The sequence below is a fragment of the Aeromonas sp. R7-4 genome, from assembly GCF_040908055.1.
GTDB classification, from domain to species: domain Bacteria; phylum Pseudomonadota; class Gammaproteobacteria; order Enterobacterales; family Aeromonadaceae; genus Aeromonas; species Aeromonas sanarellii.
This window is the reverse complement of sequence record NZ_JBFODA010000050.1, coordinates 21,382-33,824: the sequence shown is the minus strand read 5'-3', so window position 1 is coordinate 33,824 and position 12,443 is coordinate 21,382. Positions and strand designations below refer to the sequence as shown.

Here is a 12,443-nt window from a genome sequence, read left to right as displayed (position 1 = left end):
TCAGAAATCAATGACTGAATGAACGTTCATTCATTCTAGGTGGGTCGTGAGGCAAGTCAAGACTCTGCCCGTCATCGATCGCTGTATGGTGGCTGTATGAGGGGAGTCAAAAGTAGCGGGTAAAGCTGGATCCAGGCTGAACAAAACAAAAATACTTGAAAAGGACCGAAAGTGATTGAAAAACAGTCACTTGATTCTTTGTGTCAAAAAAAGAGTGGACAAGGTGAGCGCCATCATCAATAATGCGCCCCGTTCGACAGCGTAGCGCCCGTAGCTCAGCTGGATAGAGCGCTGCCCTCCGGAGGCAGAGGTCACAGGTTCGAATCCTGTCGGGCGCACCATCCAACGTGCGCCGGTTAAACGGGCGTGTTGAAGAACGAAAAACAGCTGTGGTGGCTGTAGCTCAGTTGGTAGAGTCCCGGATTGTGATTCCGGTTGTCGTGGGTTCGAGCCCCATCAGCCACCCCATTTTACAGCTTGTCAGGTATGCGAAGGTGGCGGAATTGGTAGACGCGCTAGCTTCAGGTGTTAGTGCCCCCCGGGTGTGAGGGTTCGAGTCCCTCTCTTCGCACCATACTTGCTGTATAACGAGGATGACCACAGGGTCGTCTTTGTTTTTTGTAAAATCAAAATAGTTTCGGTGATTAGCGCAGCCCGGTAGCGCATCTGGTTTGGGACCAGAGGGTCAAAGGTTCGAATCCTTTATCACCGACCACATTCTGAAAAACCCCGCCATGCGGGGTTTTTTGCTTTCTGTCCTCTGGCGGCCTTTCCGCTCTGTCACGTCTGTTTACAATTCAGTTAGCTCTTTCCCGTACAGGCTTCGGGTATGCTGGGGCTGACCCGCTATCCGCGGGCATTCGTGATCGAACACACTGCAGGCCTGCATGCCCTATGTCCCCTAACACTGTTCGCGCCAACGCCCTGGCGCTGGCTGTCGTGGCCCTCGGTGGCTGCGCCTACAAGCCGCAACCCGACGAGCTCCTGATGGGGGCCGCCCCCATGCAGAGCCCCCCCCTGCCTCGGCGCTGGTGACAGACGGGGGCTTCTGCGTGGCCATGGATGCCCGGGAGCGGCTGATCACCCAGCCTTGTGACCTGAGTGTCCGCCAGCAATTCAGCTGGGATGCCGGCGCCCTGCAACTGGCGCAGCGTTGCCTGGTCGCCAGAGGGGAGGGAGAGCTGGCCATGACCGAGTGTGGAGATGAGAGCCGCCAATGGCAGTGGCAGGGGGATCGTCTGTTCAACCGCAAGACCGGCCTCTGCCTGGACGTGGCTGGACGTCGCCACCAGCCGGGAACACCGCTGCGACTGGCCGAATGTTACGGCGGCGCCAACCAGAGTTTCGCGTGGCAGCCGGAAGAGGGGATGATGACACTGCCGGATCTGAAAAGCCTTATCCGCTGAGGCGCAGGTCGTTGCAGAGGATGGTGCCATGGGCAGGGGATGCCCATGGCGGAAGGGGTCAGGCGACGTTGACGCCGGTCAGTGCGAACAGCTGCTCCAGATAGACGGCGACACCGTCTTCATCGGAAGTGAGGGTCTGCTCGTGGTGCGCCAGGGCCAGCTTGAGGCGATCGTGGGCGTTGCCCATCACCACACCACGACCCACCATACTCAGCATCTCGAAGTCGTTCATGCCATCGCCGAAGGCCACCGCCTGGGACATCTCCAGCCCGTGCTGCTCCAGCACGGCGCGCACGGCATTGCCCTTGTGCACTCCGGCGTGCATCACCTCGAGACAGTCCGGCAGGGAGAAGGTGACGTTGATCCGGTCGCCGTAACGCTGGTTGAGCTCGGCCTCGATCAGCAGCAGCTTCTCGTGGTCGCCGATGTAAAACACCTTGTTGATCTTGTCCAGCGGGTGGCTTGCGAGATCGGTCAGACGGTAGCTGAAACCGGAGTCGTGATGGAACTGCAGCAGCCAGGGCATCTCCTCTTCCACCAGCCATTCGTCGCCGTAGTAGACGTTGATGTGGATGGAAGGGTCGCGCTCCAGCGCGATCAGCTCGGCCGCGACCGTGCTCGGCAGCGCCTGGTTGTAGACCAGATGATCCTGCTTGTCGTGCACCACGGCGCCGTTGGAGGTGATGAGATAGATATCGAGTCCGAGGGTGTCGCGGATGCTGCGCACGTCCACATGATGCCGGCCTGTGGCCACCACGAACTTGACACCCTGTGCCACCAGGCGGTGCAGGGTATCCCGGGTACGGGGGGAGATCTGGTGCTGCCCGTTGAGCAGGGTACCATCGAGATCGGATACAACGACCTTATACATCATCACCTCGGGGTTACGAATGAAAGCGGGAGCAGTGTACAGCAACCGCTCCCGCGACCCCATTTATTTAGGGGTACAAAAAATAACCAGCCGCTAGTAGCGTGCGAAGAAGGCCAGGGTTGCGTTGAGCGCGGCCTGGCGCTGGGGATCCGCCTCGATGAAAAGCTCGTGCCAGGCCCCCTCGATGCGAAGCGGCTTGCCCCCTTCGCAACGGGCGTTGGCACAGAAGGCATCCTGCGCCGCGTTGTCTACCACGCTGTCGTCGCCGGCCTGCAGCACCAGCAGCGGCGTCTTGATGGCGCCCGCGTCGGCCACGGCGGCATCGGAGCCGGCGATGCCCTGGTGGATCCAGTGGGCTGTGGCCCCCCCCAGCCGGATCTGCGGATGCTGCGCATAGACCTGCCGGAAGGCCTGATAGCGCGCCTCGCTGTGGGTCAGCTCGTTGTCGGCAAAGCCGTGATCCTCGTAAGGCCCCTGGCCAGGACCATAAGGGGCCTCGCCAAACCAGCCCCCGACCCTGCCCATGGTGGCCGCCAGCCCCTTGGCCAGCCACTTGGGCAGGCCGCCCAGATTGATGCCCATCATGGGGGAGGAGAGCACCGCCGCCTGGATGTCGCCCGGCCAGCGCTCCAGATAGCGGGCCGAGATGGCGCCACCCATGGAGTGGGCCAGCAGGAACAGCTTGGCGGGCTTGTCCTGCGCGATCACCTCGTCATGGAACTGCTTGAGATCCACCACATAATCGTCGAACTGGTCGACATACCCCTTCTCGGGATCCACCAGCATCCGGCCGGAGAGCCCCTGGCCGCGGTGATCGATGAGGTAGAGGCTGTAGCCCTGGCGCCACAGATCCCAGGCCAGCTCCTGGTACTTGAGATAGCTCTCGACCCGGCCGTTGACGATGAGGATGGCTCTGTCCACCTTGGCCTGGCGCAGGGCGGCGTAGCGGATGGTGATCCCGTCCTTGCCCTTGAAGGCCCCCTCGACGGCGTGCTGGCGCCAGAAGTCGGGCAGGGTCTGCTGATAGAGGGCGGGGACCTCGTGCTCTGTGGTGAGTGGGACGGCATGGTTCACGGCAAGGGCTCCGGCAGAAAACAGGGTCAGGGCCAGCAAGGGCAGGCAGTTAATTTTCATCGTCGGGATACTCCATCTCCATCGTCTCTTCCTGTTGTGCGGCCCACCCCTTGCGGGTCAGCTGCATCTGCTGCCACCAACGCTCGTCCGCCAGGATTTCGCCGGCCGGGCCGAGCTGGGGGTAGGGCATCTCTTTCTCCTTGCAGAGCTGGGCATAGACGGGATAGCCCCCCTCGAACAAGATGGTGTTCTGCTCTTCCAAACTGAGCGGACAGCCGCGCTGGTAGCAGCCGGCCAGCTGGCGCTGGCGCTGGGCCTCATAGAGGATGGCTGCGGCGGCCACCGAGACGTTGAGGGACTGCACCATGCCCACCATGGGGATGACGATATGGTGATCGGCCAGGGCCAGCGCCTCTTCACCGATGCCGTGCTTCTCCTGGCCCACCAGTATGGCGGTGGGCCTGGTGTAGTCGATGGAGCGAAAGTCCACCGAGCTGTCGGAAAGGTGAGTCGCCAGGATCTGCATGCCGGAGGCTTTGAGTTCGGCCACCGCGCTGCCGATGTCCGGATGCAGCTTCACGTCCACCCAGTTCTGGCTGCCGCGGGCGGTGCCCTTGCGCTTGTGGATCCAGCTCTTGGGCCAGACCGCGTGCACCCGGTGAATGCCGATGGCGTCGGCGGTACGCACGATGGCGGCCAGGTTGTGCGGCTTGTGGACCTCTTCCATGCAGACGGTCAGGTCGAGCTGGCGTTGGGCCAGCATGTCGGAAATGCGTTTGAAGCGTTCAGGAGTCATATCAGTTTCTATGTCGTGAGGCTTGTGCACGCATCTCTTGCATGCAGACGGTCAAATCGAGCTGGTGTTGGGCCAGCATGTCGGAAATGCGTTTGAAGCGTTCAGGAGTCATGTCGGTTTCTATGTCGTGAGGCTGGTCCACGCAACAAGGCTGGTGGCCTGCCGCATGGGGCCATGGGTATCTCTTGAAAAGCAGCAGGCGGCTTGCGCCGCCTGTGTTCAGTTCTTCTGTCGGCTCACCCTGAGCACGTTGGGCATCACCCGGATCTTGCGCATGATGTTGGCGAGGTGGATCCGGCTCTTGGTGGTGATGAGCAGGGTGACCACATAGACCCGGCCATCCTTCTCCTCGGTGCTGATGGCGTGGATGTTGGCACCGGTGGCGGCAATCACGTTGGCCAGCTCCGCCAGGGCGCCCTGGTGGTTGACGATCTCGATGCTGATGCCGGTGCGGAACTCCTGTTCCTGCTCCTTGTCGACTTCCCACTGTACCGGCAGGTACTTGTCCGGTTCGCGGCTGTAGCCCTTGATGTTGCGGCAGGACTCCTGGTGGATCACCAGGCCCTTGCCCGGGCTGATGTGGGCGATGATGGCGTCCCCCGGAATGGGGCGGCAGCAGTTGGCGAAGGTGACCAGCATGCCGTCGGCCCCCTTGATCGGCATCTTCTTGCTGGTGGATTTGGGCTGCTCTTCCGGTGGCAGTTCATCCCCCAGCATGCGGCGCGCCACCATGACGCTCATGGCGTTGCCAAGGCCTACGTCGGCCAGCAGCCCCTGCAGGTTCTCGTGTTTGGTGTCGGCCAGCACCTGCTTGACGCGGGCTTCCGGGATGTCTTCGATGTTCTTGGCGCCGAGCGCATGGTTCAGCAGGCGGCGGCCCAGCACTACCGACTCCTCGGTGCGCAGGTTCTTGAGGAACTGGCGGATCTTGGAGCGTGCCTTGGTGGTCACCACGAAGTTGAGCCAGGCCGCGTTCGGGCGGGCGCCCGGCGCCGTGATGATCTCCACCGTCTGACCCGAGTGCAACGGGCTGCTGAGCGGGTAGGGGTGGCGGTCGACCCGGGAGCCGACGCAGGCGTGGCCGATGTCGGTGTGCACCGTGTAGGCGAAGTCCACCGGGGTGGCGCCGGCGGGCAGCTCCATGATGCGCCCTTCCGGCGTGAAGACGTAGATCTCGTCGGGGAAGAGGTCGGTCTTGACCCCCTCGATGAACTCGAAGGAGCTGCCGGCGCTCTGCTGCAGCTCCAGCAGGCTCTGCATCCAGCGCTGGGCGCGGATCTGCGCCGTGGTGCCCGAGCTGTCGCCATCCTGCTTGTAGGCCCAGTGGGCGGCGACCCCCTTGTCGGCCATCTGGTCCATGAACTCGGTGCGGATCTGCACCTCCACCGGCACACCGTGCGGCCCCACCAGGGAGGTATGCAGGGACTGGTAGCCGTTGGTCTTGGGGATGGCGATGTAATCCTTGAAGCGACCGGGGCGCGGCTTGTAGAGGCTGTGCATCTGCCCAAGCACCCGGTAGCAGGTGTCGATGTCCTTCACCCGGACACGGAAGGCATAGATATCCATCACTTCGTGGAATTGCAGCTCTTTTTTCTCCATCTTGTTGTAGATGGAGAACAGGTTCTTCTCGCGTCCACTCACCTGGGCGTCGATGCCGGCTTCCCGCAGACGCCCCTCAATCTCGCTCTGGATGGAATCGATGATCTCGCGGCGGTTGCCGCGGGCGCGACGCACCGATTCCCGCAGCACGCGGGAGCGCATGGGGTAGAGCGCCTCGAAGCCGAGCTCTTCCAGCTCGTTCTTCATGGTGTGGATGCCGAGACGGTTGGCGATGGGGGCGAAGATCTCCAGGGTCTCGCGGGCGATGCGGCGGCGCTTGTCGGGCCGCAATGAGCCCAGGGTGCGCATGTTGTGGGTGCGGTCGGCGAGCTTGATCAGGATGACCCGGATGTCCTGGGTCATGGCCATCATCATCTTGCGGAAGTTCTCGACCTGGGCTTCCTTGCGATCGCGGAACTTCAGCTTGTCGAGCTTGGAGACGCCGGACACCAGTTCGGCGACCGCGTTGCCAAACAGCTCGGCCAGGTCGTCCTTGGTGACAGGGGTATCTTCGATGACGTCGTGCAGCACGGCGGCCATCAGGGTTTCGTGATCGAGGCGCATGTCGCCCAGGATGCGGGCCACGGCAACGGGGTGGGTGATGTAGGGTTCACCGCTGGAACGCATCTGTCCCTGGTGAGCGTCGCGGGCTACCACATAGGCTTGCCTGAGCTTCTCAACCTGCTCGGGTGGCAGGTAGGAACTGGCTATTTCTTTAAGGTTTTCAAATAAATACAAGACAGTCCCCGCAGCGGTTAAACGGCAATCCGTGAAATTGAGGGTATGCCCTCGAGTTTGCGAGGTTTTCGAGCGGTTGTAAATGGGGATAACAGCCGGCACCCGGGCGGGCGCCGACTATGGGAAACGACTGACTTAGCCGCGACCTTCGGCGATGGCGGCAACGGCAGCCAGCTCGGCGGCTTCCTGCTCTTGCTGCTCATAACGGTCCTGGGTATCCATCACCTGGTTGTTGACCAGACCCAGTTCGATCTCGCGGAGGGCGATCACGGTCGGCTTGTCGTTCTCTTCGTCGACCAGGGGATCCTTGCCTTGTACCGCGATTTGACGGGCGCGGCGCGCGGCGACCAGCACCAGGTCAAAACGGTTACCTACCTGTTTTACAGCATCTTCTACAGTAACGCGGGCCATGCGGGACTCCAGTGTTTGGGCTTTCTGTGATTGAAAAAGCGGTGTTTAAAAATGACGCAAAAGTTTACTTGTTTTTGGCTTACTCTGCCAGTAGCTGTTTCAGCAAGTTTTGCTGGGCCTGCTGTTGCTGGCGCAATTCCAGGCGCTGGCACTCTATGATGGCCCTGAGCTGGAACAGTGCCTGCTCAAAGTCTTCATTGATGATGACATAGTCATATTCGTCATAGTGCACCATTTCGGCAATGGCTTTCTCCATCCGGCCCCTGATCACCTCGGCACTGTCCTGGCCACGGCCGATCAGGCGGCGCTCCAGCTCCTCGCGGCTGGGGGGCAGGATGAAGATGGACTTGGTCGGCATCAGTTCGCGGATCTGGCGGGCCCCCTGCCAGTCGATGTCGAGGAAGACGTCGATCCCCTGGGCCAGGCAGGCCTCGATGGCGGCGCGGGAGGTGCCGTAGTAGTTGCCGAACACCTCGGCCCACTCCAGAAAGTCGCCGCGCTCGATCAGCTCCTTGAAGGTCTCCACCTGCACGAAGTGGTAGTGCACCCCGTGTTCCTCGCCGGGACGGCTGGCGCGGGTGGTGTGGGAGACCGACAGCTGCATCTTGCCTGCGCTGTTGTGTTTGGTCAGCAAGGCGTTGAGCAGACTGGACTTACCGGCCCCGCTCGGGGAGGAGATGATGTAGAGAGTGCCTTGTTGCGCCATGTCTGTACCTTTAAACGATGAGCCGCGCTTTGGTTGTAGCAGAGGCCGCCGTCTTGTGCCCGACAGGGAGACGGTTGCTCGCAATACGCGGAAGAATCAGAGCCAGGAGGATGTAAAGGCGGCGAATGTTAGCAGATGGGGGCGGATAAAAAAACGGCCGGAATCATATTCCAGCCGATCAAAATATTCGTAGCTTGCTGCGGGAGCGTTACCCACATTGGCCGCCATTCTGCCTCCGGTGCCGGGGAAGGGCCATCAGATTATCCCTGCCTCATGGCTCGGAATTTCCGAGTTGCCCCGGGCGGGCAGGAGATGGCGAGCGGCGCAGAGGCGGTCGAAGGCGGCGATGACGCTCTCGCGGGTTATTTTGCTCATGGCGTCCGGATCCTTGAGGCGGGTACGCCAGTCGAGCTCGGCCAGCGGCTTGCCGGTCTCCAGCTCGATCAGTTCCTGATAGACGCTGACCAGGTAATCGCGGCACAGGTAGGGGCCGGTGCGCGCCGGGTTGTGGTGGGCGTAGAGGCCGATCACCGGTGTCCCCACCAGGGTGGCCATGTGGGCCGGGCCGGTATCCGGGGCCAGCACCAGGCTGGCTTCGCTGATCAGCGCCAGCAGCTGCTTGAGGTTGGTCTGCCCCACCAGATCCACCGGTTTGCTGCGGCTCAGGCGCTGGATCTCGGCGGCGAGATCCCGCTCCAGCCTGGCCGGGCCGCCGCACAGATAGACCAGAAAGCCCTTGCCGGCCGCGTGATCCGCCAGGGCGGCATAGCCTTCGGCCGTCCAGTTCTTGAAGGGTTTGCTCGCGGCGGCGCAGATGAGCAGGGTCGGTTTGCCGCCGATCGTCTCCCTGGCCCAGGCCTGGTGCTCGGCGCTAAGGGGGAGCTGCCAGTCAGGGGTCAGATCTTCGATGCCGAGCTCTTTGGCAAAGGCGAGAAAGCCGTCCAGCACGTGGGGGGAGGCGGGCGAGGGGACGCTGTGGTTGGTGAACAGCCACTGGCCGTCGCTGGCCCGCTCCCGGTCAAAGCCGAGCTTGACCTTGGCGCGGATGCCTAAGGTGGCGATGCTGGCTCGCAGGGCCGCCTGCAGATGGAGCAGTGCATCGAACCTGCGTCCCTTTAGGGTGCGCCAGAGATCGCGATAGCCACGCCAGCCCTTGCTCTTGTCGAAGGGGATGACCTCGACGCCGGGCAGATCGGCAAACAGCGTTGCCTCTATCTTGCCGGTGATCCAGGTGATGCGGGTCTGGGGCCACGCCCGCTGGATGACGCGCACCAGCGCCAGCGCGTGGCAGCAATCCCCGATGGCGGAGAGCCGCAGGATGCAGATGGAGGAGGGCGGCGTTTGGAACAGCGGCATGATGTGGCGCAACGATGGCAAAATGGATGGATGGCATTATGCAAACTCCCCTGCGGATTGTAAAATTGCGCCAGCTGCCCGATCGGCACAGTCCCCTGAAGGGGGGCCCTGCATCCCACTATCGACCGGAATTCTCATGATGCTGACACAGACCACCCACAACCAGATCTGCTGGTATGCCGACGGTGCCTTCCGCGATCCTTCCCCCTCCCTGTTCGATCCGGCCTGGTGGCAGACCCATCGTCAGGTGGTGGGTTCCTCCATCGGCCGCGGAGTGACCTGGTTCGTGAAGGATGAGTCGCGCCACCTGGTGCTGCGCCACTACTACCGTGGTGGCATGGTGGGCAAGCTGGTGCGGGATCGCTTCTGGTTCGAAGGGGTTGAGTCGAGCCGGGCCATGGCCGAGTACCGCCTGCTGGCCACCCTGAGCGAGCAGGGACTGCCGGTGCCGCGCCCGTTCGCGGCGCGCATGGTCAAACAGGGGCCCTTCTATCGGGCCGACATCCTGATCGAGCGCATCCGCGGTGCCAAGGATCTGGTGGCCCTGCTCAAGCAGGGGCCGATCGCCGGTGAGGTCTGGCACAAGATAGGCAAGACGGTGCGCCAGCTGCACGATGCCGGCGTCTATCACGCGGATCTCAACAGTCACAACCTGCTGCTCGACAAGGAGGGCAAGGTGTGGGTGATCGACTTCGACAAGGGGGCGATCCGCTCCCCAGGCAGCTGGCAGCAGGCCAATCTGGAGCGGTTGCTGCGCTCCTTCAACAAGGAGTCCCAGCTGCATACCAGTTTCCACTTCGTGCCGGAGAACTGGCATGAACTGATGAATGGCTATCAGGACAAGACGGACTGAACCCGGTCTCCACTTCGTGTCTGGAGGCTGGCAGGCACTGATAAAGGGCTATCAGGACAAGACGGACTGAACCCGACCTCCACTTAGTGTCTGGAGGTTGGCAGGCTCTGATAAAGGGCTATCAGGGCCTGGAGGGGTGAGGAAGTGGTGCTGGCGCGGTTGCTCGGCGCCAGTGCCAATGTTACTTATTGAGAGTGTTTGATTGGTCAGATATTCGGATCCGGTGTCGAGGCGCGTGATGGAAAGGTATGAGACTCCCAGGGTTGAGGTCACCACTCCCCTTGAGGTGACGCTGATGGCACAAGCCATGGCGATGTTGGAGGCCGGGATCTGGACCTGGTCGGCCGAGCGCGGCCTGAGGCGCGATCCCTCCTGCCTGCAGCTGCTGGGGCTGGAGGGAAGCGAGCTGGATGATCTCGGCTGGCTGGACCGGGTGCACCCGGACGATGCCCCCCGCCTGGCCGAGGCCCTGGAGGCCTGTCAGGAGGGACGCAGCAGCGGGCTGCGGCTCGAGTACCGCATCCTGCACCATCAGGGCCATTACATCCGGCTGGAGGAGCGGGTTCGTCGCGACGAGCGGGGGCAGTTGCTGGGAGTGGTGCGCCATCTGGATGCGGCCATGCCGCCCCTGGACGATCGCCATGACACGGATCCCCTCACCGGCCTCGAGAGTCGCAGCCACTTCGAGATGCTGCTGGACGAGCGGCTGGCCAGCGAGAGCGGCAGCTTCTGTCTGCTGCAATTCAGCGTGGATCACCGCAGCAAGATCCTGCAGCTGTTCGGGGAGGCCGCCTGCGACGCCATGCTGGCCAAGCTGGCCCGTATCGTGCGCCGCGAGCTGCGGCGGGAAGATCCCTTCGCCCGCTGGGACGAGGACGGCTTCATCCTGATGCTGTCCCAGACCGATCGCCTGAGCGGGCTGGAGATCGCCGAGCGGCTGCGCCTCGAAATCGCCGATGCCAGCCTGCTGCCCCAGCGCCCGGTGACCGTCAGCATCGGCCTGGTGCAGAGCCAGAGTGCCGAGCAGCTCGATCATCTGCTGGCCCGACTGGCCTCCTGCCACGGCCAGGCGAAGCGGGAACACAACACCGTCGTCGGCTGATCTTCAGTCAGCGCTCACTCACCCGCGAATACCTGTGGAACCAAAGAGGGCCAGCCTGGGCGGGCCCGTTTCCTGTCAGCCTTCACTGACCCGGCGACGCTGGCAGACCCAGAGGGATGCCAGCATCAGCAGGGCGCCCAAGGTGAGCCTGAGCAGGTCGGTATCCTTGCCCCAGAGCACCAGATTGACCAGCAGGCCCGCCGGGATCAGGGCGTTGTTCATGATGGCCAGCACGCCGCTGCTGACCAGGGTTGCCCCCTTGTTCCACAGGAAGTAACCGAGCCCGGATGCCCCCACCCCCAGCCAGATCAGAATGCCCCATTGCAGGTTGCTGGTCGGGTACTGGGGCTGGCCCAGCAGCCACCAGGCTGGCAGCGCGATCACCAGGGCCCCCAGATAGAAGCAGCCGAACACGGCGAGCTGGGGCGGCTGCTCGGCCTCCCGTGCCAGCAGCACCTTGTAGCCCACCTGGCCCAGGGCGAAGCAGACGTTGGCCCCCTGCACCACCAGGAATCCCAGCACATAGCTTTCGGTCAGACCGTCGAAGCGAATGACGGCCGCACCCAGCACCGCCAGCAGGGCACCCCAGAGATAGGTCGGCTTGAAGCGGCCCTCCAGCAGATCGTGGATCAGGGTCACGTAGATGGGGGTAAAGATGGTGAACACCAGCACTTCCGGCACCGTCAGCAGCAGGAAGGAGTGGTAGTAGAAGAGGTACATGATGCCAAGCTGGATGGCGCCGAGCGCCATCAGCTTGGCGACCAGATCGGGGCGCAGCCAGCGGCGGCGCAGGAAGGGCAGGAACACCAGGCTGGCGAGGACGATGCGGGTCAGCACGGAGAAGTAGGCATCCACCTGGCCGGCGAGGTAGACCCCGATCAGGCTGAAGGAGAAGGACCAGAGCAGGGTAACCCCTATCAAGTAGTTCATGTGATTGAAATGTCGTCAATTGTCAATTTGGAGGGCGCTATGATGGCCGAGTTGGAAGGCGCGATCCAGCGTTTATGGGAAGGCTTGCCACAGATCGGAGCATTTGCCTTCGAGGCGAGCAACGGGGCTGGCTCCGCCACCGACTGGTGCGGCCGCGGCGAGGGGGTGGTGACGGTGACCGATCACCAGGGAGGCTGGTTGTTTGCCGAGCGCGGCCACTACACCACCCCCCATGGCCGGGTGCTGGCTATGCACAACCGTTTCTGGTGGCAGCGCACCCCGAGGGGGATTCTGCTCTCCCACCTGCGCTACGAGCAGCCGGTGGCGCTGTTCGAGCTGCTGCCCCAAGCGGATGGCCGCTGGCTCACCGCCGAGCCCCACCTGTGTGGCCAGGATCACTACAGTGCCGAGCTGACCGAGACAGAGGGCGGCTTCCTGCTCGGCTGGCAGATCCGGGGGCCGCTCAAGAACGAGCGGCTGAGCTACCGCTACGGGCCCGGGGGGCAGGCATAAAAAAACCGGCGCAGGGCGCCGGTAGAAGGGACAAATCGGAGGTTTTTTCAAAACGGTCCCAAAAAACAGGAGAGACTCACTCTCGTCA

11 protein-coding genes, 4 tRNA genes and 2 pseudogenes are annotated in these 12,443 nt (G+C 62.7%); 8 read left to right on the top strand and 9 right to left on the bottom strand.

The features are described from left to right. The first annotated feature begins 264 nt into the window (after positions 1–264). The 5 genes and pseudogenes from AB5Y72_RS13170 to AB5Y72_RS13150 all read left to right on the top strand — a co-directional run bounded on the left by AB5Y72_RS13170 (position 265) and on the right by AB5Y72_RS13150 (position 1,406). A tRNA-Arg gene (locus AB5Y72_RS13170) sits at positions 265–341 on the top strand. A gap of 51 nt (positions 342–392) precedes the next feature. Then, positions 393–468 (top strand) — tRNA-His (locus AB5Y72_RS13165). A 20-nt stretch (positions 469–488) separates the two neighbouring features. After that, positions 489–574: transfer RNA gene (locus tag AB5Y72_RS13160), tRNA-Leu, on the top strand. 64 nt (positions 575–638) lie between these two features. Continuing rightward, positions 639–715, top strand: a tRNA-Pro gene (locus AB5Y72_RS13155). A 179-nt stretch (positions 716–894) separates the two neighbouring features. Beyond that, a pseudogene (locus AB5Y72_RS13150) lies at positions 895–1,406 on the top strand (ricin-type beta-trefoil lectin domain protein). A gap of 58 nt (positions 1,407–1,464) precedes the next feature. Here AB5Y72_RS13150 and AB5Y72_RS13145 read toward each other — a convergent pair. The 8 genes and pseudogenes from AB5Y72_RS13145 to AB5Y72_RS13110 all read right to left on the bottom strand — a co-directional run bounded on the left by AB5Y72_RS13145 (position 1,465) and on the right by AB5Y72_RS13110 (position 8,957). Beyond that, positions 1,465–2,277 (bottom strand): Cof-type HAD-IIB family hydrolase, encoded by an 813-nt coding sequence (locus AB5Y72_RS13145; protein ID WP_325783309.1) that lies wholly within the window; start codon positions 2,275–2,277, stop codon positions 1,465–1,467. A 93-nt stretch (positions 2,278–2,370) separates the two neighbouring features. Beyond that, positions 2,371–3,411, bottom strand: a complete 1,041-nt coding sequence (locus AB5Y72_RS13140; protein ID WP_325783310.1) for an alpha/beta fold hydrolase — start codon at positions 3,409–3,411, stop codon at positions 2,371–2,373. Continuing rightward, positions 3,401–4,147, bottom strand: coding sequence for a tRNA (guanosine(18)-2'-O)-methyltransferase TrmH (trmH, locus tag AB5Y72_RS13135; protein WP_368199072.1), 747 nt, complete (start codon positions 4,145–4,147; stop codon positions 3,401–3,403). Before trmH ends, AB5Y72_RS13140 begins: the two co-directional genes overlap by 11 nt. A gap of 15 nt (positions 4,148–4,162) precedes the next feature. Then, positions 4,163–4,259 (bottom strand): annotated as a pseudogene (locus AB5Y72_RS13130) (tRNA (guanosine(18)-2'-O)-methyltransferase TrmH); the annotation flags it as partial. Positions 4,260–4,366: 107 nt separating this feature from the next. Then, positions 4,367–6,484, bottom strand: coding sequence for a bifunctional GTP diphosphokinase/guanosine-3',5'-bis pyrophosphate 3'-pyrophosphohydrolase (spoT, locus tag AB5Y72_RS13125; protein ID WP_042079042.1), 2,118 nt, complete (start codon positions 6,482–6,484; stop codon positions 4,367–4,369). A 135-nt stretch (positions 6,485–6,619) separates the two neighbouring features. Then, a complete protein-coding gene (gene rpoZ / locus AB5Y72_RS13120) occupies positions 6,620–6,895 on the bottom strand; it encodes a DNA-directed RNA polymerase subunit omega (RefSeq protein WP_005307060.1) in 276 nt (91 codons plus the stop codon). Between the two features lie 79 nt (positions 6,896–6,974). Then, positions 6,975–7,601, bottom strand: a complete 627-nt coding sequence (gene gmk, locus AB5Y72_RS13115; RefSeq protein WP_325783313.1) for a guanylate kinase — start codon at positions 7,599–7,601, stop codon at positions 6,975–6,977. 255 nt (positions 7,602–7,856) lie between these two features. After that, positions 7,857–8,957 carry a glycosyltransferase family 9 protein gene (locus AB5Y72_RS13110; RefSeq protein WP_325783314.1) on the bottom strand — a complete coding sequence of 367 codons (1,101 nt, stop codon included), beginning with the start codon at positions 8,955–8,957 and terminating at the stop codon, positions 7,857–7,859. A 139-nt stretch (positions 8,958–9,096) separates the two neighbouring features. Here AB5Y72_RS13110 and AB5Y72_RS13105 point away from each other — a divergent pair, with 139 nt between their 5' ends. Next, positions 9,097–9,810, top strand: coding sequence for a 3-deoxy-D-manno-octulosonic acid kinase (locus tag AB5Y72_RS13105; RefSeq protein ID WP_209794827.1), 714 nt, complete (start codon positions 9,097–9,099; stop codon positions 9,808–9,810). A gap of 238 nt (positions 9,811–10,048) precedes the next feature. Next, positions 10,049–10,912: a sensor domain-containing diguanylate cyclase gene (locus AB5Y72_RS13100; RefSeq protein ID WP_200163980.1), complete on the top strand. Its 864-nt coding sequence runs from the start codon at positions 10,049–10,051 to the stop codon at positions 10,910–10,912. 75 nt (positions 10,913–10,987) lie between these two features. Here AB5Y72_RS13100 and AB5Y72_RS13095 read toward each other — a convergent pair whose 3' ends face one another. Beyond that, complete coding sequence (locus tag AB5Y72_RS13095; protein WP_042079038.1) at positions 10,988–11,842, bottom strand: carboxylate/amino acid/amine transporter; 855 nt, start codon at positions 11,840–11,842, stop codon at positions 10,988–10,990. Positions 11,843–11,884: 42 nt separating this feature from the next. Here AB5Y72_RS13095 and AB5Y72_RS13090 point away from each other — a divergent pair, with 42 nt between their 5' ends. Further along, a complete protein-coding gene (locus tag AB5Y72_RS13090) occupies positions 11,885–12,355 on the top strand; it encodes a DUF6314 family protein (protein ID WP_325783325.1) in 471 nt (156 codons plus the stop codon). The last annotated feature ends 88 nt before the right edge of the window (positions 12,356–12,443 follow it).